The organism is Ruegeria atlantica (genome assembly GCF_013033965.1).
GTDB lineage: Bacteria > Pseudomonadota > Alphaproteobacteria > Rhodobacterales > Rhodobacteraceae > Ruegeria > Ruegeria atlantica_D.
This window is the reverse complement of record NZ_WQFE01000004.1, coordinates 315457-341229: the sequence shown is the minus strand read 5'-3', so window position 1 is coordinate 341229 and position 25773 is coordinate 315457. Positions and strand designations below refer to the sequence as shown.

At 59.0% G+C, this 25773-nt stretch carries 30 protein-coding genes and 1 pseudogene; 25 read left to right on the top strand and 6 right to left on the bottom strand.

Annotation, left to right across the window (positions count from 1 at the left end; translation table 11 throughout):
• Positions 1–74: 74 nt before the first annotated feature.
• From fabD to mltG, 7 genes are all read left to right on the top strand, one after another.
• Complete coding sequence (fabD, locus tag GOW16_RS10500) at positions 75–1013, top strand: ACP S-malonyltransferase (RefSeq protein ID WP_170414343.1); 939 nt, start codon at positions 75–77, stop codon at positions 1011–1013.
• Positions 1014–1055: 42 nt separating this feature from the next.
• Positions 1056–1793, top strand: coding sequence for a 3-oxoacyl-[acyl-carrier-protein] reductase (fabG, locus tag GOW16_RS10495; RefSeq protein WP_170414340.1), 738 nt, complete (start codon positions 1056–1058; stop codon positions 1791–1793).
• Positions 1794–2002: 209 nt separating this feature from the next.
• The gene (locus GOW16_RS10490; RefSeq protein WP_005982462.1) at positions 2003–2236 is read left to right on the top strand and encodes an acyl carrier protein; all 234 of its coding nucleotides are present in this window, start codon (positions 2003–2005) and stop codon (positions 2234–2236) included.
• Positions 2237–2378: 142 nt separating this feature from the next.
• Entirely contained in the window at positions 2379–2918 is a 540-nt protein-coding gene (locus GOW16_RS10485; RefSeq protein WP_170414337.1) for a GNAT family N-acetyltransferase, read from the top strand.
• A gap of 123 nt (positions 2919–3041) precedes the next feature.
• Positions 3042–3785 carry a HisA/HisF-related TIM barrel protein gene (locus GOW16_RS10480; RefSeq protein ID WP_170414334.1) on the top strand — a complete coding sequence of 248 codons (744 nt, stop codon included), beginning with the start codon at positions 3042–3044 and terminating at the stop codon, positions 3783–3785.
• A 193-nt stretch (positions 3786–3978) separates the two neighbouring features.
• Positions 3979–5244, top strand: coding sequence for a beta-ketoacyl-ACP synthase II (gene fabF / locus GOW16_RS10475; RefSeq protein ID WP_170414331.1), 1266 nt, complete (start codon positions 3979–3981; stop codon positions 5242–5244).
• The gene (gene mltG / locus GOW16_RS10470; RefSeq protein WP_170414328.1) at positions 5245–6405 is read left to right on the top strand and encodes an endolytic transglycosylase MltG; all 1161 of its coding nucleotides are present in this window, start codon (positions 5245–5247) and stop codon (positions 6403–6405) included.
• A 42-nt stretch (positions 6406–6447) separates the two neighbouring features.
• Here the strand turns inward: mltG and GOW16_RS10465 are convergent, their stop codons facing one another.
• The 3 genes and pseudogenes from GOW16_RS10465 to GOW16_RS22755 form a co-directional block, all read right to left on the bottom strand.
• On the bottom strand, positions 6448–7710 hold the full coding sequence (locus GOW16_RS10465) for a DEAD/DEAH box helicase (RefSeq protein ID WP_170414325.1): 1263 nt from the start codon (positions 7708–7710) through the stop codon (positions 6448–6450).
• A 275-nt stretch (positions 7711–7985) separates the two neighbouring features.
• Positions 7986–8252, bottom strand: a complete 267-nt coding sequence (locus GOW16_RS22760) for a LysR substrate-binding domain-containing protein (RefSeq protein WP_254429732.1) — start codon at positions 8250–8252, stop codon at positions 7986–7988.
• Positions 8253–8291: 39 nt separating this feature from the next.
• Positions 8292–8525: pseudogene (locus tag GOW16_RS22755) on the bottom strand (LysR family transcriptional regulator); the annotation flags it as partial.
• An 839-nt stretch (positions 8526–9364) separates the two neighbouring features.
• Between GOW16_RS22755 and GOW16_RS10455 the strand changes: the two are divergent.
• Entirely contained in the window at positions 9365–10735 is a 1371-nt protein-coding gene (locus tag GOW16_RS10455; RefSeq protein WP_170414666.1) for a DNA-packaging protein, read from the top strand.
• Positions 10736–10743: 8 nt separating this feature from the next.
• Here the strand turns inward: GOW16_RS10455 and GOW16_RS10450 are convergent, their stop codons facing one another.
• On the bottom strand, positions 10744–11562 hold the full coding sequence (locus GOW16_RS10450; RefSeq protein WP_170414324.1) for a DUF2971 domain-containing protein: 819 nt from the start codon (positions 11560–11562) through the stop codon (positions 10744–10746).
• 209 nt (positions 11563–11771) lie between these two features.
• Here GOW16_RS10450 and GOW16_RS10445 point away from each other — a divergent pair, with 209 nt between their 5' ends.
• The 16 genes from GOW16_RS10445 to GOW16_RS10370 all read left to right on the top strand — a co-directional run bounded on the left by GOW16_RS10445 (position 11772) and on the right by GOW16_RS10370 (position 24306).
• On the top strand, positions 11772–12932 hold the full coding sequence (locus GOW16_RS10445; RefSeq protein WP_170414320.1) for a phage portal protein: 1161 nt from the start codon (positions 11772–11774) through the stop codon (positions 12930–12932).
• A complete protein-coding gene (locus GOW16_RS10440) occupies positions 12925–13143 on the top strand; it encodes a GTA head formation protein, RCAP_rcc01685 family (protein WP_170414313.1) in 219 nt (72 codons plus the stop codon). The genes GOW16_RS10445 and GOW16_RS10440 overlap by 8 nt, the downstream gene beginning before the upstream one ends.
• A gap of 26 nt (positions 13144–13169) precedes the next feature.
• The gene (locus GOW16_RS10435) at positions 13170–13715 is read left to right on the top strand and encodes an HK97 family phage prohead protease (protein ID WP_170414310.1); all 546 of its coding nucleotides are present in this window, start codon (positions 13170–13172) and stop codon (positions 13713–13715) included.
• Between the two features lie 36 nt (positions 13716–13751).
• Complete coding sequence (locus tag GOW16_RS10430; protein WP_170414307.1) at positions 13752–14930, top strand: phage major capsid protein; 1179 nt, start codon at positions 13752–13754, stop codon at positions 14928–14930.
• A 171-nt stretch (positions 14931–15101) separates the two neighbouring features.
• Entirely contained in the window at positions 15102–15701 is a 600-nt protein-coding gene (locus GOW16_RS10425) for a head-tail connector protein (protein WP_170414304.1), read from the top strand.
• On the top strand, positions 15698–16036 hold the full coding sequence (locus GOW16_RS10420) for a phage head closure protein (protein WP_170414301.1): 339 nt from the start codon (positions 15698–15700) through the stop codon (positions 16034–16036). The genes GOW16_RS10425 and GOW16_RS10420 overlap by 4 nt, the downstream gene beginning before the upstream one ends.
• Positions 16033–16446: a DUF3168 domain-containing protein gene (locus tag GOW16_RS10415; protein ID WP_170414298.1), complete on the top strand. Its 414-nt coding sequence runs from the start codon at positions 16033–16035 to the stop codon at positions 16444–16446. The genes GOW16_RS10420 and GOW16_RS10415 overlap by 4 nt, the downstream gene beginning before the upstream one ends.
• Positions 16447–16466: 20 nt before the next feature.
• A complete protein-coding gene (locus tag GOW16_RS10410; protein WP_170414295.1) occupies positions 16467–16880 on the top strand; it encodes a phage major tail protein, TP901-1 family in 414 nt (137 codons plus the stop codon).
• A 4-nt stretch (positions 16881–16884) separates the two neighbouring features.
• Positions 16885–17205, top strand: coding sequence for a gene transfer agent family protein (locus tag GOW16_RS10405; protein ID WP_170414292.1), 321 nt, complete (start codon positions 16885–16887; stop codon positions 17203–17205).
• Positions 17202–17411 carry a rcc01693 family protein gene (locus GOW16_RS10400; RefSeq protein ID WP_170414289.1) on the top strand — a complete coding sequence of 70 codons (210 nt, stop codon included), beginning with the start codon at positions 17202–17204 and terminating at the stop codon, positions 17409–17411. Before GOW16_RS10405 ends, GOW16_RS10400 begins: the two co-directional genes overlap by 4 nt.
• The gene (locus GOW16_RS10395; protein ID WP_170414286.1) at positions 17398–18060 is read left to right on the top strand and encodes a phage tail tape measure protein; all 663 of its coding nucleotides are present in this window, start codon (positions 17398–17400) and stop codon (positions 18058–18060) included. Before GOW16_RS10400 ends, GOW16_RS10395 begins: the two co-directional genes overlap by 14 nt.
• A gap of 16 nt (positions 18061–18076) precedes the next feature.
• Positions 18077–18709 (top strand): DUF2460 domain-containing protein, encoded by a 633-nt coding sequence (locus tag GOW16_RS10390; protein ID WP_170414283.1) that lies wholly within the window; start codon positions 18077–18079, stop codon positions 18707–18709.
• On the top strand, positions 18709–19596 hold the full coding sequence (locus GOW16_RS10385) for a DUF2163 domain-containing protein (protein ID WP_170414280.1): 888 nt from the start codon (positions 18709–18711) through the stop codon (positions 19594–19596). Before GOW16_RS10390 ends, GOW16_RS10385 begins: the two co-directional genes overlap by 1 nt.
• Positions 19593–20039 carry an NlpC/P60 family protein gene (locus GOW16_RS10380; RefSeq protein ID WP_170414277.1) on the top strand — a complete coding sequence of 149 codons (447 nt, stop codon included), beginning with the start codon at positions 19593–19595 and terminating at the stop codon, positions 20037–20039. The genes GOW16_RS10385 and GOW16_RS10380 overlap by 4 nt, the downstream gene beginning before the upstream one ends.
• A complete protein-coding gene (locus tag GOW16_RS10375; RefSeq protein WP_170414274.1) occupies positions 20040–24002 on the top strand; it encodes a baseplate multidomain protein megatron in 3963 nt (1320 codons plus the stop codon).
• A 7-nt stretch (positions 24003–24009) separates the two neighbouring features.
• Positions 24010–24306, top strand: coding sequence for a DUF7742 family protein (locus GOW16_RS10370; protein WP_170414271.1), 297 nt, complete (start codon positions 24010–24012; stop codon positions 24304–24306).
• On the opposite strand, the gene GOW16_RS10365 is transcribed toward GOW16_RS10370, so the two are convergent.
• Entirely contained in the window at positions 24287–24625 is a 339-nt protein-coding gene (locus GOW16_RS10365; RefSeq protein WP_170414268.1) for a TraR/DksA family transcriptional regulator, read from the bottom strand. The genes GOW16_RS10370 and GOW16_RS10365 overlap by 20 nt on opposite strands.
• Positions 24626–24709: 84 nt before the next feature.
• Here GOW16_RS10365 and cysE point away from each other — a divergent pair, with 84 nt between their 5' ends.
• Positions 24710–25519 (top strand): serine O-acetyltransferase, encoded by an 810-nt coding sequence (gene cysE / locus GOW16_RS10360; protein ID WP_170414265.1) that lies wholly within the window; start codon positions 24710–24712, stop codon positions 25517–25519.
• 6 nt (positions 25520–25525) lie between these two features.
• On the opposite strand, the gene GOW16_RS10355 is transcribed toward cysE, so the two are convergent.
• The gene (locus tag GOW16_RS10355; RefSeq protein ID WP_170414261.1) at positions 25526–25762 is read right to left on the bottom strand and encodes a hypothetical protein; all 237 of its coding nucleotides are present in this window, start codon (positions 25760–25762) and stop codon (positions 25526–25528) included.
• Positions 25763–25773: the final 11 nt, after the last annotated feature.

Genomic DNA, 25773 nt, shown 5'->3' with positions numbered 1-25773 from the left:
AGGATGCAGAGCTTGTGCCGCTCGTTCACTCGGTTTACACCCCATCGCAACCTAACGTCATCCAAGAGGTTGTAATGACACGCGCGTTCGTTTTTCCGGGGCAGGGCGCCCAGACCATCGGTATGGGCAAGGCACTGGCCGAGGCTTACCCGGCTGCACAGGCTGTTTTCGACGAGGTCGATGAAGCGCTGGGTGAAAAGCTGAGCAACCTGATCTGGGAAGGCGACATTGCAGAACTAACGCTGACGCAAAATGCGCAGCCCGCCCTGATGGCCACTTCCATGGCAGCGATGCGTGCCTTGGAGGCCGAGGGCGTGTCTGTGACGGATGCGGCATTTGTGGCCGGGCACTCTCTGGGTGAATATTCTGCTTTGGCCGCTGCTGGAGCGTTATCGGTTGCTGATACGGCGCGCCTGCTGCGCACCCGTGGTCAAGCGATGCAGAGCGCTGTGCCAGTTGGCGAAGGCGCAATGGCTGCCATTCTGGGGTTGGACCTTGAGGCTGTTCGTGGTGTTGCGGACGAGGCCGCGCAAGGTGAGATCTGTCAGGCCGCGAACGACAACGATCCTACGCAGGTTGTTGTTTCCGGCGCAAAGGCGGCTGTGGAACGTGCGGCCGAGATTGCCAAGGAAAAAGGTGCAAAGCGCGCTGTGATGTTGCCTGTTAGCGCCCCGTTCCATTGTGCACTTATGCAGCCTGCTGCGGATGTGATGGCCGAAGCGCTGGCTGCGGTGGAAATCAAGGCCCCGGCGGTTCCGCTGATTGCAAACGTTCGCGCAGAAGCCGTCAGCGATCCGGATCTGATCCGTCAGCTGCTGGTCGAGCAGGTTACTGGTTCTGTACGCTGGCGCGAGAGCGTGCAGTACATGGCGGCTCAGGGCGTGACCGAGACGTGGGAGATCGGCGCAGGTAAGGCGCTTTCGGGGATGATCCGCAAGATCGACCGCGCGATTGCTGGCAAGGCTGTTGGCACGCCGGATGACGTGCAGAATGTGGTTAAGAGCGAATCATAAGAACAATGTGCGATGCAAGTTGCGCTGTAAAAGGAAGATCGAATGTTTGATTTGACAGGTAAGAATGCGCTGATCACCGGTGCGTCCGGCGGGATTGGTGGCGAGATTGCACGCGCTCTGCATGGCGCTGGTGCCACGGTTGCGCTGTCCGGCACACGTGTCGAACCGCTCGAGGCACTGGCCGCCGAGCTGGGTGAGCGGGCGCATGTCCTGCCGTGCAACCTGAGCGACGGTGAGGCCGTTGCGGCGCTGCCAAAGCAGGCGGCCGAGGCGATGGGCTCAGTTGATATTCTGGTCAACAACGCCGGGATCACGCGTGACAACCTGTTCATGCGCATGTCTGACGAAGAATGGCAGAGCGTGATCGACGTGAACATGACCTCGACCGCCAAGCTGTGCAAAGGCGTCCTGCGGGGCATGATGAAGGCGCGTTGGGGGCGGATCATCAACATCTCGTCCGTCGTCGGTGCCACCGGGAACCCCGGTCAGGCAAACTATGCAGCGTCCAAAGCCGGTATGGTCGGCATGACCAAATCCCTGGCCTATGAAGTTGCCAGCCGCGGGATCACGGCAAACGCGGTTGCTCCGGGTTTCATTACCACCGCAATGACCGACAAGCTGACCGACGATCAGAAATCGGGCATTTTGGGGCAGGTTCCCGCTGGTCGTATGGGTGATGCATCGGAAATTGCGGCGGCGGTTCTGTATCTTGCCAGCCCCGAAGCCGGATATGTTACCGGAACCACCTTGCATGTTAACGGCGGTATGGCCATGTTGTGAGCGCGGACAGGGGCAGATGCGAAAGCGTTTGCCTCGCGCGTTGTCTATGCTATAGGCGGCGCATAAATGCTGGGGTCGACCAAATGGTCGGCCTTCTACTTTCCCGGTCATCCGGGACCCAACCGCCCGCACCGGGCAAATCAAAGCCAGCCTGAGCGGGCAAGGGCAGAACCGGGCACTAGGCCCTGAAAACGGAATGAGGAATAGACATGAGCGACGTCGCAGATCGCGTTAAAAAGATCGTTGTTGAGCACCTGGGTGTTGAAGAAGACAAAGTGACCGAAAACGCGTCCTTCATCGACGATCTGGGCGCAGACAGCCTGGACACTGTTGAGCTGGTTATGGCCTTCGAAGAAGAGTTCGGCATCGAAATCCCCGATGACGCAGCCGAGACCATCCAGACATTTGGCGACGCCGTCAAATTCATCTCGGAAGCTTCCTAAGAGCTTCGAAATCATCAAAAAGCGGCGCTTCCGGGCAACGGAAGCGCCGTTTTTTTTGTGCCTTGTCCAATTCTGGCTTGAAAGGTGCCGTATTCGTTCGCAACATTTTAACCCGAGGCACATAATTCAGAGCGGGCAGGGCATGATACGATCCACCCCGATGATCAATACGGCCCGTTTGACGCTGTGCGGCATGCGGCCAGAGGATTTCAACCGGTTCGCCGAGATTTGGCGTAACCCATGCATCGTGCGGCATATCGGCGGCAAGCCGCGGTCGCGCGGCGAAGCGTGGGATTCGTTCCTTCGCAATGCGGGACACTGGCAAATGGCCGGGTTTGGGCAATGGGCCGTGCTCCAGCAGTCGAATCGCCAGATGATCGGACAGGCGGGGTTCTTTTACGGCAACCGTTCTGTTGGCGAAGATTTCGACAATTTCCCCGAGGCAGGATGGATTCTGGTCCCCGAAGCGCAAGGGCAGGGATTGGGGCTGGAAGCAGCACAGGCCGCACATGATTGGTTTGACCGGATTATGCCTGGTCCGTTGGTCGCGATGGTGAATTCCGCGAACACTGCTTCGCAAAAATTGGCGAACAAGCTGGGGTACACCCCAATGCGCGAATGTGCGTTTAATGGAAGTGACGTTACGCTTCTGCGCCGCAACGGACCTCCCGCCCGTCACTGACAATTTGAGACTTCCCGAATGCCGCAAACCGGCCGTAGTTTGCCGATCTTGGTAAAATCGGGCCGATCATCCGCGTGTATGGTACTCTGGATTTGCAGAGCGATTGAGCGGAGGAGAATGCTCATGAGGATTTACCCCACCATGGAATTGCAGAACGGCCGGTGTGTCACACTGGACAAGGGCCGTCTGGACGATGCGATGATCTGGCATGTGAATCCGACGGACACGGCGCGCAGTTGGTCTGCGGCCGGTGCCACGTGGATGCACCTGACAGATTTCGATGCGATCGAAGGCAGTGATACCAATGCCGAACTGGTCGAGGAAATCATCCGCACGTCCGAGATGTCGGTGCAACTGGCCGGGGGCATGCGGACACGGGAACAGGTCGAGTACTGGATCGACAAGGGCGCAGGGCGGATCGTGATTGGCACGTTGGCGGCCTGGGATCCGAATCTGGTCAAGGAACTGGCGAAGCTCTACCCGGATCAGATCGTTCTGGCTGTGGATGTCTGGCAGGGCCACGTCATGACCGAAGGCTGGCGCAGCCAGAGTGCGTTTACGCCCGAAGCGTTTATTCAAGCGTTCGAGGGCACGCCTTTTGCCGCGATTCTGGTGACAGATATCGACAGCGATATCGAAGATGTCGACGCGCAGCTGGGGTTGATCTCTGGCCTAGCTGAAGCGTCTCGGACGCCGGTAATCGCCAGCGGTGTCGTTCGGACTTCTGACGACATCTCACGCCTGGCGTATATTCATAACATTTCGGGTGCACTGGTTGGACGGGCTTTGTTCCGCAAGACGATTGACTTGGCGGACGCGCTTAATGTGGCTGAACAGGCCCACGAACCGGTCGCTGAATTCCAATAAGTCTACCACATGCAACATTGCCCCGGTCTTTTCAAATCCATGAAAGGTCCGGGGTAAATTTTTTAGGTACATGCCGTATTGACGGGTCGCCCGGCGAAATGGTGCCAAGTGGGAATGTGCCGTTGCTCTTGCCCCCGGACCCCGGGCCGGGGTATGAGCGGTTCTCAAATAGGAAGCAGGCAAGAGGCATTTCATGCGCAGAGTCGTTGTAACCGGTCTGGGATTGGTCACTCCTTTGGCCAGCGGGGTCGAGGAATCTTGGTCACGGCTGCTGGATGGAGAATCCGGCGCAGGCCCGATCACGCAGTTTGATGCCGAAGCAAGTGGCGTCACCACGACCTATGCCTGCGAAGTTCCGCGTGGCGATGGGACCAACGGGACGTTTAACCCCGACGATTGGTTGCCACCCAAAGAGCAGCGCAAGATCGAAGACTTCATTCTGTATTCGATCGCGGCCGCTGACATGGCCTGTCAGGACGCCAACTGGCTGCCTGAGGATGAAGAAGACCGCCTGCGTACAGGTGTGTTGATCGGTTCCGGAATTGGTGGGTTGGGCTCGATCGCTGAAACAGCGAACCTGATCCGCGATAAAGGCCCGCGCCGTGTATCACCATTCTTTATTCCTGGTGCTCTAATCAATCTGGCATCTGGTCAGGTTTCGATCCGCCACGGGTTCAAGGGCCCCAACCACTCGGTTGTGACAGCCTGCTCAACCGGTGCGCACGCAATCGGTGACGCGAGCCGCATCATCCGTGCAGGTGACGCGGACGTCATGGTTGCCGGTGGCGGCGAAGGCTGCATCTGCGAGATCGGCATCGCGGGCTTCAACGCGTGCAAAGCGCTGTCGACGAAGTACGCAGACGATCCGAAAAAAGCGAGCCGCCCCTATGACATGGATCGCGACGGATTCGTAATGGGCGAGGGCGCGGGCATCGTTGTTCTGGAAGAATACGAGCACGCCAAAGCGCGTGGCGCGAAGATTTATGCCGAAGTTCTGGGATATGGCATGTCTGGCGACGCGTATCACATCACTGCGCCATCCGAAGATGGTGACGGGGCAGAGCGTTCGATGAAGGCTGCACTGCGTAGCGCCGGGCTGGAGCCAAAGGATCTGGACTATATCAACGCGCATGGCACTTCGACCATGGCGGACACCATTGAACTGGGTGCAGTCGAGCGCCTGTTAGGCGATCATGCAAGCAAAGCGACAATGACTTCGACCAAGTCCGCCACTGGTCACCTTTTGGGTGCGGCTGGTGCGATTGAGGCGATTTTTTCGATCCTGGCGATCCGGGATCAAGTCGCCCCGCCGACAATCAACCTGGACAACCCTGCCGTTGAAACTCCGATTGATCTGGCACCCAACGCCAAACGTGAGCGTGAAATCAACGTGGCGCTGTCGAATTCGTTCGGCTTTGGCGGCACCAATGCCAGCGTGATCTTCGGAAAGGTCAGCTAAATGCTGCGGGCTCTTGCTTCGAACGCGCTGACACTGCTGATCGTTGGCTTGTTCCTGATGGGTGGGCTGATTGTGTGGGGGCAGTCGCAGTACAAGGCTGAGGGCCCGCTGGAAACCGCCATTTGCCTGCAGGTTAGAAGCGGGTCAAACATGACCCGCGTCAGTCAGCAGCTTGAAAATGACGGAGCCATCAGCAACGCGATGATCTTTCGCATGGCTGCCGACTACACAGATAAATCGCAGCAGTTGAAAGCCGGCAGCTTTCTGGTGCGCGAAGGCGCGTCGATGGAGCAGATCATTGACGAAATCACAAGCAGTGGTGCCAGCACCTGTGGATCCGAGATTGAGTACCGTATTGGTGTCACGCGTATCCAGACTCGAGTGCGTGAATTGGATCCGGCGACACTGGACTTCGTCGAAATCGCTTCGTTTGATGTGACCGACGAGGAAATCCCAGCCGAGTACACGCAAAAGCGCGACGAGGCCGACACGCGGTACCGTGTGTCTGTTGCCGAGGGCGTTACGTCCTGGCAAGTAGCTGAAGGGCTAAAGGGAATTGACGCGCTGACTGGCGAAATTGGGGAAATCCCGGCAGAGGGGATGCTGGCACCTGACAGCTACGAATTGGCGCCGGGCGACGACCGGACCGCCGTTCTGCAGGCGATGCAAGACAAGCAACAATTGCGTATCAACGCCGTGTGGGAGAACCGCCAGGGCGATCTTCCGATTAGTAGCCCGGAAGAGATGTTGATCCTCGCATCAATCATCGAAAAAGAAACTGGTGTTCCAAGCGAGCGCGGGCAGGTCGCTAGCGTCTTCGTAAATCGCCTTGAGCAGGGGATGAAGCTGCAAACGGACCCGACGGTCATCTACGGCGTCACCAAGGGCCAGGGCACGCTGGGTCGCGGCCTGCGCCGCAGTGAACTGCGCCGGGCAACACCTTGGAATACCTATGTGATTGACGGATTGCCGCCGACACCGATTGCAAACCCCGGGCTGGCCAGCCTCGAGGCCGCCGTTGCGCCGGAAGACACCAACTTCGTCTTCTTTGTTGCGGATGGAACCGGCGGCCACGCGTTTGCGGAAACCTTGCAGGAGCACAATCGGAACGTCGCCAAGTGGCGTGAGATCGAGGCTGAAAGAAATAGCTCAAGCAACTAAGAAAAAGGGCCGCGTCGGAATACGCGGTCCCATTTATTAGGCTTACGCAGCAGGGCGCCGACGCGGGCGGCGTCGCTTGGACTGTGCAGGTTTTTGGCCTGCGTTTGCCGCCTTGGGTTTGACTCCGCGTCCCCGGAACCCACCGCGGTTGCGGGGCTTTTTAGGCTCTGCGTGCTCAGGCATGGTGCCGCTTGCCACGGGAATTTCGATTTTCATGAGTTTTTGAATCTGGCGGAATTGATCCAATTCATCAGGGGAGCAGAATGCAATAGCTTCTCCCTCGCGTCCGGCGCGTGCGGTCCGGCCGATACGGTGCACATAGTTGTCCGGCACCTCCGGCAGGTCGTAATTGATGACATAGGCCACGCCCGGGATGTCGATGCCTCGGGCCGCTACATCGGTGGCAACAAGCACGTTAATTTCACCCGCGCGAAATGCCTTGATCGCGCGGTCGCGCTGACCCTGGCTTTTGTTGCCATGAATTGAAGCGGCGTTGAACCCGTCTTTGACAAGGTCTTTCATCAGGCGCTCAGCACCGTGCTTGGTTCTTGAAAAGACCAACGTCAACGCACTCACATCTGCCGAAAGAACTTCTCGCAGCTTCGCGGGTTTCTCTGCCCGAGTGAGGAAATGCACCGATTGGGTAATCTTGTCTGCGGCCTTGCCGGGAGGAGAGACTTGCACCCGGTGCGGGTTGGTCAGATAGGCTTGGCTGATCTCTTCCATCTGCTTCGGCATGGTGGCCGAGAACAGCATGGTCTGGCGCGGGGTACCCAGTTTGGGTGCAATTTTGCGCAGGGCATGGATGAAACCCATGTCCAGCATCTGGTCTGCTTCGTCCAGAACCAGATGCCGCACCTGACCGAGGTCGACCGCTTGGCGTTCCATCAGATCGATCAAACGCCCGGGCGTGGCGACCAGAATATCGGTGCCGCGCGACAGGAACGAGATCTGCTTGCCGATCGACTGGCCCCCTACCACAGTGGCCACGCGCAGCTTGGTCTTGCCTGTCAGATTGCGCAGGCTTTCCGCGATCTGGTTGACCAGTTCGCGGGTGGGGGCAAGGATCAGAGCCTTGGCAGTTTTAGGCGCGGGTTTGCCGGGCTGCGCCAGCAAGTGGTCGATCAGAGGCAGGCCAAATGCCAGTGTCTTGCCGGTGCCGGTCTGCGCCAGGCCCAGGATGTCGTGGCCGTTCAGAGCCAGCGGAATGGCCTGGTTCTGGATCGGTGTCGGTTGTGAGAAATTGGCACGTTTCAGTGCATCATTAAGGGCTGGCGCAAGACCCAGCATGTCGAAGTCGAACAAGTAACTATCCTTTGTGATCCGCACGGCAATAACCGCGCGAACAAGACGTGTGTGGCCACGCAACACGTGACCGGCAAGGGTTCTGCGAGACCTCGGGACGTGCAAGCGAACCCTGCGTCATCCGGCCGTCGCGTCAAGAACCCTGCGTGAAGGGGAACTGGAGATTATGGGGCGCTGTGGGGCGGTTATGCCCACCGATGCTCACGCGTCAGCGCTGTGTTGGGAGGCACATGAGGCTTATGTGCCGTTTTGTCAAGCTTTTGCCGGTCACACTCTTAGATGTTCTGGCGTCGTTGCAAGCTTGTGCGCATTCTTTCGATGGTCCGGCGAACCTCGGGTAGGTTTCGATCGTCTTGATGCGTTACAAGCCATTGGTCGTGGGTCAATTCCGAAATGATTCGACCGACGGGCAAAAGAGTGCCGTGCGTGTCCCCGATGAAGGTTGGCAAAACAGCAATACCCAAACCGGCCAAGGCGAGGTCCAGACTGCTACGGGGCGAGTTGACCTCGCATACTGCATTGCTGCCGATCCGCTTGTCCAACCAGCGAGCCGACGGCGTATCAGCCAGGACTTTGATCCATTAATCCGGGGCAGGTGCCGTCAACCGGGCCAGTTTGTTTTCTATTGGCTTCAGTTCTCTCAGTAATTCCTGACCTTTTGGGGTCAGTTCATAACCTCGGTCGTGGCGGAGGAAGAGCCCACATCCCAATCTGCGCTCCAACTCCAGCATGCGACGGCCAAGCGTCGGCGCGCTGCTACCTGTTGCACGGGCTGCGGCGGACAGGCCGCCTTCACGCGCCACAGACAGAAAGAGCCGAAGACCGTCCCAATTACTAGGTTTTTCAGAAGTGAAAAGATCCTTTCAGAGCATTCCATTTTCAGAAGGAAAGGTGACCTGTAATTTCAGGCTAAGCTAGGTGCCCTACCAGAGGCGCCAATCAGTGCGTCGAACTTCTGTGCCGAGAGTATACGTATGCAAAACAAACGATTGAATTGTCGGTACTCCAGCGTACCGTTCAGGTTCGAACGGGCCAAGCAGGAGCTGGTGACTGAAGACGCATTTATGGAGAAACATGGCGACACGGGAGCGCGCGTTTTGTTTTTGCTTCTCGATCTGCCGGCACGAATTGGAGAACTGATCCGGAGTAGGCTGGTAAAGCCGATGTGCTGCACACGGATGCGCAGTTTCCCTTGCTTTGGAAGGAAGAAACTAAGTTTTAGTAAAGGTTGAGCGCGATCTGTGTTGCGGCGGTGTTGCGTAACTCATTGACTTCGCGCACTTAATCTCGTATAAATTGTGTCATGCTAGAAGAAGTGGGCAACGGCCCCGGGACAACCCGGTGGCCGTTTTTTCGTTTCTCTCGTGCGGAGAAAACTCACGCATGAGGTAACAGGCAAACATGACTTTGATTACCCCGGAAGAGCGGATGTCCCAGACGGCGGAACTTTTGCAGTCGCTTGAGACATCCATTCGCGGTCTGCGCCAAGCAGCGGAAGAATTGCGCAGGCAGATCGGAGCCGGGGAGGATGCAGATCTTGCCGGTACAGGCAAGCAACTCGGGCAGTTAGAGGGGCTGATCCGAAGTTGTCAGAAAGTGGAGACAAGCTTTGTCGAACAACATCACAGACAAGCCGGAATTGCCCAAGGGGGGTATGCGCTCGACCTTGAGCGCGCTCGATTTGAAATCGGGTGCAGGTTGGCTCGCCTCCGCCGATGCTGCGGTTCGGGACCGATTTCTGAGTGAGATCGGGGAGGGAGGGCTGTGTGCCCTCCCTTTCCTGTTTGAGTTCTGGGCGTTGCCGCATCAATTGCCGCCCAAGGGCGATTGGCGGTCGTGGGTGATCATGGGCGGGCGTGGGGCCGGTAAGACGCGGGCAGGAGCCGAATGGGTACGGTCGATGGTTGAAGGGTCTTTGCCGTTGGATCGTGGTGAGGCGTGTCGGGTGGCCTTGGTCGGCGAGACGTTTGATCAGGTGCGCGATGTGATGATCTTTGGCGATAGCGGGATTTTGCAGTGTTCGCCGCCGGATCGGCGACCTGTGTGGAAGGCGTCAGAGCGGAAACTGGTATGGCCCAACGGTGCCGAGGCGCAGGCGTTTTCGGCGCATGATCCCGAAGGGCTGCGCGGCCCTCAATTCGATGCCGCCTGGGTCGATGAGTTGGCCAAGTGGAAGAAGGCCAGCGAGACCTGGGATATGTTGCAATTTGCGTTGCGGCTGGGGGATCAGCCGCGGGTCTGTGTGACGACCACGCCGCGCAATGTGAAGGTTTTGAAGGATCTGCTAGCCTCTCCGTCCACCGCGCAGACCCATGCGCCAACCGAGGCGAACCGGGCCAATCTGGCGGAGTCGTTTCTGGAGGAGGTGCGCGCGCGCTATGCGGGCACGCGGCTAGGGCGGCAAGAGTTGGACGGAGTGCTGTTGTCGGATGCCGAGGGGGCGCTTTGGACGGGTTCGATGTTGGAGGCGTCGCGAGTTGAGAAGGTACCTGAGTTGGACCGTATAGTGGTGGCGTTGGATCCGGCGGTGACGGCGGGGGCGGATGCGGATGCCTGCGGGATCGTGGTCGTGGGGGCTCAGGTGAAGGGGCCGCCCGAAGAATGGCGCGCCTATGTGTTGGCGGATCGGACGGTGCAGGGCGTTGGTCCGGCAGGCTGGGCGCAGGCGGCAATTGACGCGATGGACGAATTGGGGGCCGAACGGCTGGTGGCCGAGGTCAATCAGGGTGGGCAACTGGTGGAAGAGGTCGTGCGGCAGGTGGACCCTCTGGTCCCTTATCGCGCGGTACGGGCATCCCGCGGCAAGGTCGCGCGGGCCGAGCCTGTGGCGGCATTGTACGAGCAGGGGCGGGTGAGCCATGTGACCGGACTGGACGCGCTGGAGGAGCAGATGTGCCAGATGACCGCGCACGGGTTCGAGGGGCAGGGCTCGCCGGATCGAGTGGATGCGCTGGTCTGGGCGCTGCATGAGTTGGTTGTGGGGCCTGCGGGGGTGTATCGGCGGCCTAGGGTGCGGAGTTTGTAAAGACAAAGCTAGATTTGCCTTCTAGATAATGAATAACGTTCGCCGAGAATCTGTATCTGCCAATACCGACAACTTTCTCCAAGAACATACTTTACTTCGTCAATTTTAGATTGCTCGGCACGATGCCCGAAAATCACTGATTTTAGCCCGAAATGTGGAATTTCGTAGTAACCCGGTTGGAGAAAGCCGCTGACCATTCGAAACTCTTGTTCATAGACCCACTCGAAACTCTTAGACGTCATCCCAAGTAGAACAGGCTCGAGTGTGTGCACACGTAGATGGGCCGCTGTCCTGTTAAGAGATACGTCTTCAGATTGCCTAGCTTGTTCGTAATACATAGAGCGGAAGTATTCAAAGGTGGTTATTTTTGGTGGTGTTTCTCGCCAATAGATCACTTGATGCATCGGAATGTCCTCTACGCTCATCACACTCGTATCGTATTCGTATTCTAAGCAAAAACCTTCGAATGAACTCGCATAGTGCCCCCACATAAGCGGACTATTCCAAGATTGAGAAAAGCACGCAGCTACAGCTTTTGTGAGCAGTTGGGCTGCGAATTTATCGGCACCCCGCAGGTATTCTTCATAGTTTTCTTTGGTAACCTGAGTAACTTGTGGCCAGTGTTTGGCAACTTGGGTTATCTGCGACGAAAACTCATCAAATAACTGTGGCTCGTGCACTAAAGCCCCTTCAAATGGATCATTCATTCGATTTATGTGATTTAGCCAAACTTTGCCCATGCTGAGATTGTGTAACTCATCTTCAAAGTGCTCATGTTCGGGTTTGCAAAAGCGATAAAGTCGGTTTGGTGCCCAGCGCTGATCCATTTGTTTTTAAACTCATATTTGTGAATTTTCTTCCGCAGTTATGCCGTCTTTTTTGAGCGATGCAACGCCTCTGACTTAACAGGAAGGCCTGCAGATTTTTTTGTATCCCGTTGCCCAACCCCCGTACGCCCCATTCCCAAGGCTTAAACTTCTTTCCGTCATAACTCCTTTCAACAAGCCGGGCAGAGCGGCGGCAGAAAGGAGCACAGATGGTATTCGATTTCTTGCGTCGTGGATCGGCTGGTGAAGCGCCCGAAGCGAAGGCGAGCGCGGCGGGGCCTGTGGTGGCGTGGCAGACGGGCGGGCGCGTGGCGTGGAGCCCCCGGGATGCGGTGTCGCTGACGCGAACGGGGTTTTCGGGGAACCCGGTGGGGTTTCGCTCGGTCAAGCTGATTGCTGAGGCGGCGGCGGCTTTGCCCCTGGTGCTGCAGGATCAGGCGCAGCGGTTTGATGCGCATCCGATCCTGTCGCTGATGCGCCGTCCGAATGCGGCGCAGGGGCGGGCGGAGTTGATGGAAGCTCTGTTTGGACAGCTGCTGTTGTCGGGCAATGCCTATGTTGAGGCGGTTCAGGCCGACGAGGAGTTGCCGGTTGAGCTGCATGTGCTGCGATCCGACCGAATGAGCGTGGTGCCGGGGCCGGATGGCTGGCCCAAGGCGTATGACTATGCAGTGGGCGGTAAGAAGCACCGGTTTGCGGCGGAAAATATCTGCCATATCAAATCGTTCCACCCGCAGGATGATCATTATGGGTTCTCGCCGATGCAGGCGGCGGCGATGGCGATTGATGTGCATAACAGCGCGTCGCGGTGGTCGAAATCGCTGTTGGACAATGCGGCGCGGCCTTCGGGGGCGCTGGTGTGGAAAGGCGATGGCCATGGGGTGATGGCCGAGGATCAGTTCCGGCGTCTGTCCGATGAGATCGAACAGAACTATCGCGGGGCACGCAATGCGGGCCGACCGATGGTTCTGGAGGGGGGGCTGGATTGGAAGCCGATGGGGTTCTCTCCGTCCGATATGGAGTTTCAAAAGACCAAGGAAGCCGCCGCCCGCGAGATCGCGCTGGCCTTTGGGGTCCCGCCGATGTTGCTGGGGATCCAGGGCGACGCGACCTATTCGAACTATCAGGAGGCCAACCGGGCGTTTTACCGCCTGACCGTTCTGCCCCTGGTGACGCGGGTGGCGGCGGCGGTGTCGGAGTGGCTGGTCGGATTCACCGGCGAGGATTTGATGCTGAAGCCCGACCTGGATCAGGTGCCGGCGCTGTCGGCAGAGCGGGATGCGCAATGGGCGCGGGTCAGTCGTGCCGAATTCCTGACGGACGCCGAAAAACGCGCGCTGCTGGGGCTGCCGGAGCGTGCCGATGAGTGAGGGATATCCGCCGTTCGATTGCGCGCCGGGTCTGCGGCTGGCTGCGCATGAAAGGGTGACCGAAATCCAGCACGCTCATCTCTGTCGCCGGTTGGACCAGATCGAAGAGATGATGGAACGGTTGGAGAAACGGCTGTGGCTGGCGGTCTATGGAGTGGCGGCGGTGATCCTGGCGCAAGCCTTCCAGTCTATCCTGGTGGCAACACCATGAATTCAAAGCCTTATGAGGAGATATTCATGCATCTGGAGCACAAGTTTGCGCGGTTTGGAGATGGTTTGTCGGTGACCGAGGACGCGGTGATCGAGGGCTATGCCAGCCTGTTTGGTCAAGTCGATCAGGGTAGCGATGTGGTTCAGCGCGGGGCTTATCGCGGCTCGCTTGACGGGCTGGCCAAGGCGGGCCAGCGCATCAAGATGCTGTGGCAACACGATCCAGCGCAGCCCATCGGCGTCTGGGACGAAGTGCGCGAGGATGAGCGCGGCCTTTGGGTCAAGGGCCGCTTGCTGGAAAGCACCCAAAAGGGCCGCGAGGCCGCGGAATTGATCCGTGCCGGAGCCATTGACGGGCTGTCGATCGGTTATCGCACCAAGCGGGCCGTGAAGAATGACAAGGGCCAGAGGCTCTTGACCGAACTGGAGCTGTGGGAGGTGTCGCTGGTGACCTTCCCGATGTTGCCCAGTGCGCGGGTGGCGGCCAAGGGGACATGCCCCGACGCCGAGGATACCTTGCGCAGTATTGTCGAGGTGTTTGATCACGCCCGGCAGGAGCTGGCGCGGACCTAGCGCGCCTCAAACCCCACCGAAAAACAGGACATGCTGATGAGCAAGACCGAGAACCCGGCCTTGACCGGAGAAGGTGCGCCCCTGGTTCAGGAGGTGAAGCAGGCGATGGCTGGCTTCGTAAATGAATTCAAGGGCCTGAAGGCCGAAGTTAAAACCAAACTGCAACAGACAGAAGAGCGACTTACCATGCTGGATCGTAAATCAACTATCGCGGCGCGCCCGCATCTTGCGGCCTCGACCTTGGACGGTGCACCGCATCAAAAAGCCTTTGACGCCTATGTGCGTTCTGGCGACGATGACGGTCTGCGTGGTCTGGAAATGGAAGCCAAATCCCTATCGAGCGCGGTCAACAGCGACGGCGGATACCTGGTCGATCCGCAAACCGCCGAGATGATCAAATCGGTGCTGAAGTCCACCGCTTCGATCCGTTCGATTGCATCGGTGGTGAATGTTGAGGCGAACTCGTTCGACGTATTGATCGACCATACCGATGTGGGCGCGGGCTGGGCGGATGAGAACGCCGCCGCGGCCGAGACGGCGACCCCGTCGATTGATCGCATTTCCATTGCGCTGCATGAGTTGAGCGCACTACCCAAAGCCTCGCAACGGTTGCTGGATGACAGCGCTTTCGATGTCGAGGGCTGGCTGGCCGGTCGGATCGCAGACAAGTTCGCGCGTGCCGAGGCGGCGGCATTTATCTCGGGCGACGGGGCGGACAAACCCAACGGCATTCTGAACCATGCCAAGGTCGACAATGATGTTTGGACCTGGGGTAATCTGGGTTACGTACCAACCGGCATTGATGGTGGTGTCGATGCGGACGCGATTGTCGATGTGGTCTATGCGCTGGGCGCGCAGTATCGCGTCAACGGCACCTTCGTGATGAATTCAAAAACTGCCGGTGTGATCCGTAAGCTGAAGGACAGCGATGGTCGCTTCCTTTGGTCGGATGGACTGGCCGCAGGTGAGCCTGCGCGTCTGATGGGCTACCCAGTACTGATTGCGGAGGACATGCCGGATGCAGGCAGTGACAGCTTCTCGATTGCATTCGGTGATTTCCAGGCGGGTTACACGATTGCCGAGCGCCCTGATCTGCGCGTGCTGCGCGATCCGTTCAGCGCCAAGCCACATGTCCTGTTCTACGCGACCAAACGCGTAGGCGGCGATGTGAGCGATTTTGCTGCGATCAAGCTGGTGAAGTTCGGCACCGCCTAAGCGGTGGCGGTTCCGAGGGGCCGCTGGCCCCTCGGGCGGCGGGCATGGGCCGGGGTGAGATCCCCTGCGTTGTCTAGCTGCTCCCCTCCGTCCGAGCAACGTGGGGCGGCGCGTGCCCGTCATTTTCCTGAGTGAGGCCCCCGGAGGGGTCCGAGATTGCGGAGTGAATGGATGATGTTGATCGAAGAAACCGCCATCGCGGATGCGGCGCTGCCAGTGGATCAGTTTAAGGCCCATCTGCGGCTGGGCACGGGATTTGCCGAAGATGATGTACAAGACGACGTGCTGAAGGGATTTCTGCGAGCGGCAATTGCCGCGATCGAGGCGCGCACCGGCAAGGTGCTGATCGAGCGGGATTTCTCATGGAGTCTGAACGCTTGGCGGGACCAGTTTGGTGAGGTGCTGCCGGTGGCTCCGGTCACCGAGGTAAAAACTGTGACTTTGGCGGACGCAGAAGGCGGAGAGACGGTCGTTTCCTCGGATAAGTTCCGGTTGGAAAAAGACGGTCAGCGCCCGCGGTTGCGCCCTATGGCGTCATTGATGCCAAAGATGCCCAATGGGGGGGCTGTCAGGATCGTCTTCGCCGCTGGGATGGCGGGGGCGTGGGATGAGTTACCTGCCGATTTGGGGCAGGCGGTGCTGCTGTTGGCTGCGCATTACTATGAGTACCGCAATGAAACGGCGCTGGGTGCGGGATGCATGCCTTTTGGCGTAACCAGCCTGATCCAGCGTTATCGTACGGTTCGGTTTGGCGTCGGGGTGATTCAATGAAGACGCCGCGTTTGAACAGAAAGCTGGTGCTGGAAGCGCCGGTGCGCGTGGCGGATGGATCGGGCGGATACACCGAAAGTTGGGAACCGCTGGGCGCAGTGTGGGCCGAGGTGACAGCACGCAGTGGGTCTGAGCGACAGGTGGCAGGTGTCCCCGTTTCGCGGGTTGGCTATCGCATCGTGGTCCGAGGCGCGCCCATGGGATCGACCATGCGGCCATCGCCGGATCAGCGCTTTGCAGAAGGTACGCGCCGCTTTGTGATCCGCGCCGTCGCCGAGCGCGACTCGCGTGGTCAGTTCCTGACCTGTTTCGCGGATGAGGAGGTGGCAGCATGAGCTATGGCGTTTCGGCTGCCCTGCAGGCGGCGGTGTTCAAACAGATTTCAGAGGATACGCAGGTCGATGCGTTGTCGGGAGGCGCGATTTACGACGCGGTGCCGGTTGGCTCGGTGCCACAGACCTATGTGACCCTGGGGCCGGAAGAAGTTCGTGAAGCTTCTGACCGCTCGGGCGGAGGCGCGGTGCACCGGTTCTCGGTTACGGTTGTCTCAGAAGCCGCAGGGTTTGGGGCCGCCAAAACGCTGGCTGGCGCGGTGTGTGACGCGCTGGAGGGTGCCACGCCCAGCCTCGATCGCGGTCGCCTGGTGGGGTTGTGGTTCGAGCGGGCCTCGGCCCGGCGCACCGGGACCGGAGGAGCGATCCGTCAAATCGACCTGAGATTCCGCGCCCGCGTGGAAGACGATTAACCAATCAACGGAGAGAGCAAATGGGTGCCCAGAACGGCAAGGACCTGTTGGTCAAAGTAGATATGAACGGCAGTGGTCTGTTCGAAACTATTGCAGGGCTGCGTGCCACGCGCGTCAGCTTCAACGCAGAGAGTGTCGATGTCACCAGTCTGGAAAGTCAGGGTGGCTGGCGCGAACTTCTGTCGGGCGCCGGGGTCAAATCGGCGTCCATCTCGGGTTCGGGCGTTTTCAAGGATGCCGGAACCGACGAACGTGCGCGGCAATTGTTCTTTGACGGTGAAACACCGGATTTTCAAGTCATTATCCCCGATTTCGGCATTGTCGAGGGGGCGTTTCAGGTCACTGGTATCGAGTATGCCGGCACGCATAACGGCGAGGCGACATATGAGATGAGCCTGGCGAGCGCCGGTGCGCTGAACTTTACGGCGCTGTAAACCGATGGCCAATCCGTGGACGGGTGAGGTGGCTTTGACCATCGATGGAGAGCGACGGGTGCTCAAGCTGACGCTGGGCGCTTTGGCGGAACTGGAACAAGAGCTAGGCGCCGGTTCGCTGGTTGAACTGGTGCAGCGGTTCGAAGGCGGAACCTATTCCAGCGGTGACGTGCTGGCGCTGATCGTGGCCGGGTTGCGCGGCGGTGGCGAAGACGTCACCCGCGCCGACTTGCTGAGCGCCGAGATCGAGGGTGGCCCGATGGCCGGAGCCCGCGTGGCTGCGGAATTGCTTGCGCGAGCCTTCATGGTCGCCGGGCAGGCATGAACGGGTTCAACTGGCCCGCCTTGATGCGGGCCGGGATGACCGGCTTGCGTCTAACGCCGGATCAGTTCTGGCGACTGACTCCGGCCGAGCTGCAACTGATGCTGGGGCAGGGTGCAGGGGTGCCAGCGATGAACCGGGCGGGTCTGGATGCGTTGCTGGCGGCCTACCCGGACAAAAGACAAGGAGAGCGTAATGACGGATCGTAACGGTTTGGATGATCTTCAGGAACGCGGCGAAGCGCTGGGCGACTCGCTGGGCGACGCCGCCTCCATGGCGGCGGCTTTTGACAGTCAGATGAAGCGGATCAGCGCCGCGTTTGAAGAGACCGGCAAGGATGTCGCCACACTGGAACGCGGCATGTCCAGCGGGTTGCGCAAAGCGTTTGACGGAGTGGTTTTGGACGGGATGAACTTGTCCGATGCACTGGACGTTTTGAAGAACTCGATGATCCGCACAGCGTATTCGGCAGCGATCAAGCCGGTGACGGATCACTTTGGTGGGATGCTGGCTGGAACCGTTGGTGGTCTGGTCCAGGGCCTTTTGCCGTTTGCCGACGGCGGTAGTTTTTCTCAGGGCCGGGTGATGCCCTTCGCCAACGGCGGCGTTGTCAGTGGCCCAATCACGTTTCCTATGCGCGGCGGAACCGGGTTGATGGGGGAAGCTGGCCCCGAGGCGATTATGCCCTTGGCACGCGGGCCAGACGGCAAACTGGGGGTGCGCAACTCGGGCGGAGGGCGCGCTGTGAATGTCGTGATGAATATTACCACCCCGGACGTGCAGGGGTTTCGGCGCAGTCAAAGCCAGATTGCGGCGCAGATGAGCCGCGCGCTGGGGCGCGGCAATCGCAACAGGTAACTTGAGGGAGCAGGCCATGAATTTCCATGAGGTGAGATTTCCCGCCAGCTTGAGCTTTGGTTCGGTTGGCGGCCCCGAGCGGCGCACAGATATCGTGACGCTGGCCAACGGGTTTGAAGAACGCAACACACCCTGGGCTCATTCGCGACGGCGTTACGATGCCGGGCTGGGGATGCGGTCGCTGGACGATATCGAAACGCTGATTTCGTTCTTCGAGGCGCGGCAGGGGCAGATGTTCGGATTTCGGTGGAAGGATTGGTCTGACTTCAAGTCGGGCGCAGCCACGGCTGAAGTGGACAATGCCGATCAGGTCATTGCGCGCGGCGACGGTAAGACGACCGAATTCCAGTTGGTGAAAACCTACAGCTCAGGCGGGTTCAAGTACGTCCGCCCGATCCTCAAACCGGTGCTCGGGACAATCAAGCTCGGTCTTGAGCAGGATGAAATGCGCGAAGGTGTGGATTTCGAAGTGGATCTGGCGCGGGGTCGGGTCACGTTTACGAACGCGCCTCCGCAAGATGTCGAGATTACGGCAGGGTTCGAGTTTGACGTGCCCGTTCGGTTCGACACCGACAAAATTCAGACCAGCGTGGCCAGCTTTCAGGCGGGTGACGTGCCAAACGTTCCTGTGGTCGAGGTGCGGGTCTGATGAGCGGCGACAAACAGGGATTGCAGGCGCATCTGCAAAGCGGGCTGACAACGACCTGCCGGTGCTGGGCAATCAGGCGCACGGATGGTCAGGTCTACGGGTTCACTGATCACGATATGGAGCTGCGTTTTGACGGGCTGACGTTCAAGGCAAGTTCGGGGCTGACCGCATCGGCGATAGAACAGGCAACCGGACTATCGATCGATAACTCTGAGGCGATGGGCGCGTTGTCTGATGCGGCGATAAGGGAAGAGGACATAGAGGCCGGTCGGTTTGACGGCGCCAATGTTCGCGCTTGGCTGGTGAACTGGGTAAATCCTGACCAAAGGGTGTTACAGTTTCGTGGCTCGATTGGTGAAATGCGTCGCGGTGGTGGTGCTTTTCATGCTGAGTTACGGGGGCTTACCGACCTGCTGAACCGACCTTTGGGTCGGATATACCAAAAGCCATGCACTGCGGTGCTGGGCGACGGCGCCTGCCGGTTCAACGTGGCCGCACCGGGCTTTCAGGCAGAAGCTGAGATCGTCAGCTTGTCGGCGGGCAGCGTTCTGCAACTGAAAGGAGCAGACGCATCGGATACAACTTGGTTCGAACGTGGCCGGTTGGACGTGATCTCCGGCAAAGCTTCGGGGCTCTGGGCGTCGGTCAAACAAGATGAACGTATCGCGGGTGGGCGTAACGTTGTCTTGTGGACCGGGATCAGCGGTGGGCTGACAATCGGAGATCGCGTCCGCCTCACCGCCGGCTGCGACAAGCGCATGGAAACCTGCCGAACAAAATTTATCAACCTCATCAATTTTCAGGGTTTTCCGGATTTGCCGGGTGAGGACTGGGTGATGGCTGTTCCCAAGAAAGACAAGCCGAACAAGGGGGGCAGCAGACGATGAAAATAGACAGGCGGGACATAGTCGAGGAAGCGCGGCGATGGCTGGGCACCCCGTATGTCCATCAGGCGTCCGTTATGGGCGCAGGCGCGGATTGTCTGGGATTGCTGCGCGGCATATGGCGTGCGCTGTACGGGGCCGAGCCCGAAACCGTGCCGAGCTACAGCATGGACTGGTCGGAACCGCAGGGTGAGGAACGGATGTGGGATGCCGCCCGCCGAAATCTGACGGCAAAGCGGTTCAACGAACTGGCGGCAGGCGACGTATTGCTGTTTCGAATGCGGGATGGTGGCGTCGCCAAGCACGTGGGTGTTGTTAGCGAATCTGGGGCAATCCCGCGGTTCATTCACGCATATTCCGGGCACGGCGTCGTGGAAAACGCCCTGAGTGATCCCTGGCGTCGCCGGATTGTCGCCTGTTTCGCATTTCCGCTGGAGGTCAAGTAAATGGCGACGATTGTACTATCTGCAGCAGGGGCTGCCCTTGGTGGCTCGATTGGTGGCACTGTCGCCGGTCTTTCCACAGCCATCATCGGCCGAGCCGTCGGCGCGACACTGGGGCGGGTCATTGATCAGCGGTTGATGAGCCAATCGGTGATGGGGGGTGGCAGCGAAGTCGTCGAAACCGGGCGTTTGGATCGATTCCGGTTGACCGATACCGGAGAGGGCTCTCCGGTCACCACCGTGTTTGGCCGTATGCGGGTCGGCGGGCAGATCATATGGGCATCGGATTTTCTGGAAACCCGCAGCACCAGCACGACCACGCAATCGACGCGGGGCGGGAAAGGGTCGCGTCGGCCAAGCTCGGCCACCGCAACCACTCATACCTATAGTTACTCGATCTCACTGGCTATCGCGGTGGGCGCTGGGCAAATCTCCGACATCTCGCGTATCTGGGCCGATGGCGAAGAACTAGAGCGTTCGGGGCTGAACATGCGGCTGTACAAGGGCACTGATGATCAGTTGCCTGATCCGCTGATCGAGGCTGTTGAGGGCACCGGGCAGGTTCCGGCCTATCGGGGTACAGCCTATTTGGTGATTGAGGACCTTCAGCTTGCCTCATTCGGCAACCGGGTTCCGCAATTTTCTTTTGAAGTTGTGCGGCAGGAACAGCCGGGCCTGCCAGACACCGCTGATGCCGTATCCCGGATTGTGCGCGGTGTCGCGATGATTCCAGGTACAGGCGAGTATTCTCTGGCCAGCACGCAGGTCAACTATTCCAAGGGTCAGGGACAAAGTTGGGCGGCAAACGTGCATTCGGCTTCGGGCGTTGCTGATCTGGTCGCCTCGATACAAGCGCTGAATGCCGAGTTGCCTGCCTGCGATGCGGTGTCGCTTGTCGTGTCGTGGTTTGGCGACGATCTGCGATGTGGGCAGTGCAAGGTGCAGCCAAAAGTCCTGCACAAGGAGTTTGATGGCGGAAACATGCCATGGAGCGTTTCCGGAGTGTCGCGCGCTGAGGCCCAGGTTGTTCAGATCGAAAATGATCGGCCCGTCTATGGGGCGACACCCGCGGATGCGTCCGTGGTCGAGGCGATCCGGCATCTGAACGTGTCAGGCAAGCGGGTGATGTTCTATCCGTTCATCCTTATGGACCAGTTGCGGGGAAATGGGCTGCCGGATCCGTGGTCTGATGCCGCGGATCAACCGCACCTACCATGGCGTGGGCGGATAACCTTGAGTGAGGCACCGGGGCGCAACGGGTCGCCGGACCAGACGACAGAGGCTGACGCCCAAGTCGCGCAGTTCTTCGGGCAGGCGCGCGCCAGTGACTTTGTCATCGGTGACGGCACGGTCACCTATGGCGGCCCGCAGGAATGGGGGCTGTTCCGGTTCATTCTGCATTATGCTGCCCTGTGCAAGGCAGCTGGCGGTGTATCTTCGTTCTGCATTGCTTCTGAAATGCGTGCTCTGACCCAAATCAGGGGCGCGACGGGGTTTCCGGCTGTGGCGCAGATGAAGGTTCTCGCGGCTGAAGTCCGCAAAATCCTCGGGACCGGTACCAAAATCGGCTATGCCGCCGACTGGAGCGAATACTTCGGCTACAAACCCGTCGATGCGGGCAGCGACAGGTACTTCCATCTCGATCCGCTTTGGGCCGATGACAATATCGACTTTGTCGGGATCGACAATTACATGCCGCTTTCCGACTGGCGCGACGGCGAGGATCACGTCGACGCCAACGCGGGCGCAGATGCGATCTATGATCTGGATTACCTGCGCGGCAATGTTGAAGGCGGGGAAGGGTACGACTGGTATTACGCCTCGACCGAGGAATCCAAAGCGCAGATACGCTCTGTGATCGATGATCAAGAGCATGACGAGGCCTGGATCTGGCGATACAAGGACATTCGCAACTGGTGGTCGCAACCACATCACGAACGGATCGGAGGGGTGCGGCAAGCCAATCGGACCGCATGGGTGCCCATGTCCAAGCCGATCTGGTTCACAGAACTGGGTTGCGCTGCCATCGATAAGGGCACCAATCAGCCGAACAAGTTTCTGGACCCGAAATCCTCGGAATCCAAGCTGCCGCGCTATTCCAACGGCCAGCGGGATGATTTCATTCAGGTGCAGTACCTAAAGGCGGTTCTGGGTTATTGGTCCGAGGCGGAAAATAACCCGGTTTCGGATGCTTACGGTGGACGCATGATTGATTTGTCCAACGCCTATGTCTGGGCCTGGGATGCGCGGCCGTATCCAACCTTTCCGAACCTGCAGAGCCAATGGAGCGATGGTGAGAACTACGCACGCGGGCATTGGCTGAATGGACGGTCTGGATCACGCACGCTGGCGTCGGTGGTGACAGAGATTTGTCACGGGGCTGGCGTGACCGACATCGACACGTCGCGCCTCTATGGCGTTGTGCGCGGCTATGCGATCGAGCAGGTCTCGGACGCGCGATCTGCATTGCAGCCGCTGATGCTGCGGTATGGTTTCGACGCCATCGAGCGGGATGGCGTGTTGCGATTTCAGATGCGACATGGGCAGCGCGCTATCGCGCTGGATCAGGAACATCTGGCGATCAGCTCCGATATTGAAGCCGGTATCGAGCACCGGCGCGAAGCCGAGGCGGAGATGACGGGCCGTGTCCGCCTGCGTTTTGTCCAATCGGATGGAGACCACGACATTGTCGCGGAAGAGGCCGTATTGCCCGACACGCGCACCCATTCGGTTGCTGTCAACGAGATGCCCCTGTCCATGACACGTGCCGAAGGTCGCCAGACTGCAGAACGGTGGCTCAGCGAGGCGCGCGTGTCCCGCGAAAGCGTCCGCTTTGCGCTGCCGCCTTCATTGAGACACATCGGCGCGGGGGATGTCGTCAGCCTAGATGCAGACGGGCAAGGGGCACGTTTCCGGATCGACCGTCTGGAACAAGCCGAGATGCAATTGGCTGATGCCGTTCGGGTAGAACCAGGGATTTACGCCCCTTCAGACCTTCCTGATGACGCGATCTCGACCAAGCCTTTTTTCGCTCCGGTTCCGGTGCTGCCCGTTTTCATGGATCTGCCGCTGATCACTGGCTCGGAAGTTCCGCATGCGCCTTACCTGGCCGTGTCTGCCGATCCCTGGCCCGGCAGCGCCGCAGTGTATTCAGCGCTGAATGATGAGGACTACGCTTTGCAAGAGGTGATCTCGGCGCAGGCCGTCATCGGGTTTACGCAGTCACCTCTGCGGCGGGCCAGTATCGGCGTCTGGGACAACGGCACGCCATTGCGCGTCAGGTTGGTTGATGGCTTGCTGGAATCGCGGCCTCGCGACGCGTTGCTGAATGGGGTTAATCTGGCAGCAATCGGGGATGGTACGCCCGGCAATTGGGAGCTATTCCAGTTCGCCAGCGCAGAACTTGTGGACCGGGGCACCTATGCCCTTTCAGGGCGCCTGCGCGGGCAATTGGGGACGGATGCTTTCATGCCCGACACCTGGCCCGAAGGTTCGACTTTTGTCCTGCTGGACGAAAGGGTCTTCCAAACCGGGCTGCTGCGGTCCGAACGGCGTGTGGCGAAACATTATCGCATAGGGCCGGGAACGCGCGCCTATGACGATCCGTCGTTTCTCCATCAGGTTCACGCTTTCGACGGAAACGGACTGCGCCCCTATGCTCCGGTGCATGTCAAACTCACACCAATCGGAGCGGGTGATGAAATCTCGTGGATTCGCCGAACCAGATTGGACGGCGATGACTGGGATGGATTTGACGTTCCGCTGGGAGAGGAGACCGAATCCTATCTGTTGAAAATCAGGATCGACGGATCGGTAGTGCGCGAACAGATGACGTCAGAACCGCGGTGGCTCTATCCATACGCTATGAAGATCGCGGATGGCGTGACCGGAGCTTACGAGGTTGATGTGGCACAGATATCAGCCAGCTTCGGTCCCGGTCCGTCCGCGCGTCTGCTGGCCGGGTAAAGCGGTCATGCGTCCCGTCTTGCATGGCGATGTTAGTACTGCGGCGCGGGTATTGCTGAACGCGCCACCAGCTGATCGGGAACGCCTGTGCGTCAAAATGATCAACGAAGCTGATCTGGCCGACAGCTATGTCGGCCAGACAGGGCGGCTTCACCCGCTTTTCGGCAATGGGTCATTGATGACGGCGGCCCGGGCCCGACCATTAGCCGACGAGCCAGGGTTTGACGACGTGCAATATTGCAAATGTTTTGAGATGGTTCTGCGGTGTCTGGTTCAATTCCACATTACCCGGATGCGCAGCTGACGCATTTGCTGGCGGCAAGGTCAAGGTTCAGGCGACCCACCGGAATCTCTTCGCCACAGTCTTCGCAGTGGCCAAATTCCCCGTCTTCGATCCGCGTTAGCGCCGCCACTAAACGACGGGTTTCAATGTCACGATTTGCCTGCTGTGCTTTGGCCATTGCTTGGTTTTGCAAGGCATCCATTCGGCTGAGCCGCCCAACGGCCTGCTGATCCAACTCCACCACTGACTGTGCCTGATTTCCGAGGGCGGAATGCTCGGCCAGTTCGTCCAGACGCGCGCGGATCAGGGTCTCGAATTTCGCCAATTGCGTTTCATTCATTTTCGTTACCCTGTAGATCACGGGTTTGCGTTTGGCGTTTTTGCCACTAAATGGCATTCTAGGCGCAGCAAAGGATGAAAAGCCATGTTCGAAACGCGCAGTCACGTGACCCCCGTCGACCCTGTTTGGGATCGGATCACAGCCGAAGCTCAGACAGCCGTAGAAAAAGAACCTTTGATGGGCGGGCTGGTGCATGCCTGTATTTTGCATCACCGCAGTCTGGAACGGGCGCTGTCCTACCGGATTGCCGCCAAGCTGTGCTCGAATGAAATGTCGATGATGGTGCTGCGTGAGATCGTGGACGAGGCGTATGCCAAAGACCCCACACTCCTCGAGGCAGCGCGCGCGGACCTGATGGCCGTATACGAACGCGACCCGGCGTGCCACCGGCTGTTGCAGCCGATCCTTTACTTCAAAGGCTATCAGGCAATGCAAGCCTATCGCGTGGGGCACTGGTTGTGGCGCAAGGGGCGTTTTGATCTGGCCTATTTTTTCCAGATGCGTTCTTCCGAGATCTTCGGGATCGATATCCATCCTGCCGCAAAAATCGGCAAGGGCATTATGATCGACCATGCGCACTCAATCGTGATCGGTGAAACGGCGATTGTCGGCGACAACGTTTCGATGTTGCATTCGGTGACACTTGGTGGGACAGGCAAAGAGGAAGAACAGCGTCACCCCACCATTGGCGACGGTGTGCTAATCGGAGCGGGAGCCAAGGTTCTGGGGAACATAGTGGTAGGCCATTGCAGCCGTATCGCTGCGGGCTCGGTGGTGCTGCAGGAGGTTCCTGCGTGCAAAACCGTGGCCGGGATTCCGGCGAAGATCGTCGGCGAGGCTGGCTGCGATCAACCCTCGATTTCGATGGACCATATGCTGGGCAAAGATCAGTAACTCAAGTCAGTTCAAGCGGTCGTTCTTTTTGATCGACCGCTTGCGCCGCTGTTCTTCACGCCGCTTTTTTCGTTCTTCTTTCCTTTTCGCGCGTTCAGCTTCTCGTTTGGCCGTTTCGGCTGGATCAGAACTGAAGGCGGAATTTTCACCCGGATAGGTATTGGGCTTCGCCGCCGCAACCGTCGGCATACCAAACACAAGGGCTGCAACCAGCAAGAAGTTTACCGAATAGGTAGAAGTCATAGGGCACCTAT

Bases quoted from the DNA above. Each gene is read 5' to 3' on its own strand.
- GOW16_RS10420 (WP_170414301.1), top strand. From the start codon at position 15,698: ATGAAGACGCCGCGTTTGAACAGAAAGCTGGTGCTGGAAGCGCCGGTG.
- GOW16_RS10395 (WP_170414286.1), top strand. From the start codon at position 17,398: ATGACGGATCGTAACGGTTTGGATGATCTTCAGGAACGCGGCGAAGCG.
- GOW16_RS10480 (WP_170414334.1), top strand. From the start codon at position 3,042: ATGAGGATTTACCCCACCATGGAATTGCAGAACGGCCGGTGTGTCACA.
- GOW16_RS10450 (WP_170414324.1), bottom strand. From the start codon at position 11,562: ATGGATCAGCGCTGGGCACCAAACCGACTTTATCGCTTTTGCAAACCC.
- mltG (WP_170414328.1), top strand. From the start codon at position 5,245: ATGCTGCGGGCTCTTGCTTCGAACGCGCTGACACTGCTGATCGTTGGC.
- fabG (WP_170414340.1), top strand. From the start codon at position 1,056: ATGTTTGATTTGACAGGTAAGAATGCGCTGATCACCGGTGCGTCCGGC.
- GOW16_RS10365 (WP_170414268.1), bottom strand. From the start codon at position 24,625: ATGAATGAAACGCAATTGGCGAAATTCGAGACCCTGATCCGCGCGCGT.
- cysE (WP_170414265.1), top strand. From the start codon at position 24,710: ATGTTCGAAACGCGCAGTCACGTGACCCCCGTCGACCCTGTTTGGGAT.
- GOW16_RS10440 (WP_170414313.1), top strand. From the start codon at position 12,925: ATGAGTGAGGGATATCCGCCGTTCGATTGCGCGCCGGGTCTGCGGCTG.
- GOW16_RS10410 (WP_170414295.1), top strand. From the start codon at position 16,467: ATGGGTGCCCAGAACGGCAAGGACCTGTTGGTCAAAGTAGATATGAAC.
- fabD (WP_170414343.1), top strand. From the start codon at position 75: ATGACACGCGCGTTCGTTTTTCCGGGGCAGGGCGCCCAGACCATCGGT.
- GOW16_RS10385 (WP_170414280.1), top strand. From the start codon at position 18,709: ATGAGCGGCGACAAACAGGGATTGCAGGCGCATCTGCAAAGCGGGCTG.
- GOW16_RS10400 (WP_170414289.1), top strand. From the start codon at position 17,202: ATGAACGGGTTCAACTGGCCCGCCTTGATGCGGGCCGGGATGACCGGC.
- GOW16_RS10415 (WP_170414298.1), top strand. From the start codon at position 16,033: ATGAGCTATGGCGTTTCGGCTGCCCTGCAGGCGGCGGTGTTCAAACAG.
- GOW16_RS10405 (WP_170414292.1), top strand. From the start codon at position 16,885: ATGGCCAATCCGTGGACGGGTGAGGTGGCTTTGACCATCGATGGAGAG.
- GOW16_RS10425 (WP_170414304.1), top strand. From the start codon at position 15,102: ATGATGTTGATCGAAGAAACCGCCATCGCGGATGCGGCGCTGCCAGTG.
- GOW16_RS10485 (WP_170414337.1), top strand. From the start codon at position 2,379: ATGATACGATCCACCCCGATGATCAATACGGCCCGTTTGACGCTGTGC.
- fabF (WP_170414331.1), top strand. From the start codon at position 3,979: ATGCGCAGAGTCGTTGTAACCGGTCTGGGATTGGTCACTCCTTTGGCC.
- GOW16_RS10490 (WP_005982462.1), top strand. From the start codon at position 2,003: ATGAGCGACGTCGCAGATCGCGTTAAAAAGATCGTTGTTGAGCACCTG.
- GOW16_RS10355 (WP_170414261.1), bottom strand. From the start codon at position 25,762: ATGACTTCTACCTATTCGGTAAACTTCTTGCTGGTTGCAGCCCTTGTG.
- GOW16_RS10380 (WP_170414277.1), top strand. From the start codon at position 19,593: ATGAAAATAGACAGGCGGGACATAGTCGAGGAAGCGCGGCGATGGCTG.
- GOW16_RS10435 (WP_170414310.1), top strand. From the start codon at position 13,170: ATGCATCTGGAGCACAAGTTTGCGCGGTTTGGAGATGGTTTGTCGGTG.
- GOW16_RS10430 (WP_170414307.1), top strand. From the start codon at position 13,752: ATGAGCAAGACCGAGAACCCGGCCTTGACCGGAGAAGGTGCGCCCCTG.
- GOW16_RS10370 (WP_170414271.1), top strand. From the start codon at position 24,010: ATGCGTCCCGTCTTGCATGGCGATGTTAGTACTGCGGCGCGGGTATTG.
- GOW16_RS10455 (WP_170414666.1), top strand. From the start codon at position 9,365: ATGCGCTCGACCTTGAGCGCGCTCGATTTGAAATCGGGTGCAGGTTGG.
- GOW16_RS10375 (WP_170414274.1), top strand. From the start codon at position 20,040: ATGGCGACGATTGTACTATCTGCAGCAGGGGCTGCCCTTGGTGGCTCG.
- GOW16_RS10390 (WP_170414283.1), top strand. From the start codon at position 18,077: ATGAATTTCCATGAGGTGAGATTTCCCGCCAGCTTGAGCTTTGGTTCG.
- GOW16_RS10445 (WP_170414320.1), top strand. From the start codon at position 11,772: ATGGTATTCGATTTCTTGCGTCGTGGATCGGCTGGTGAAGCGCCCGAA.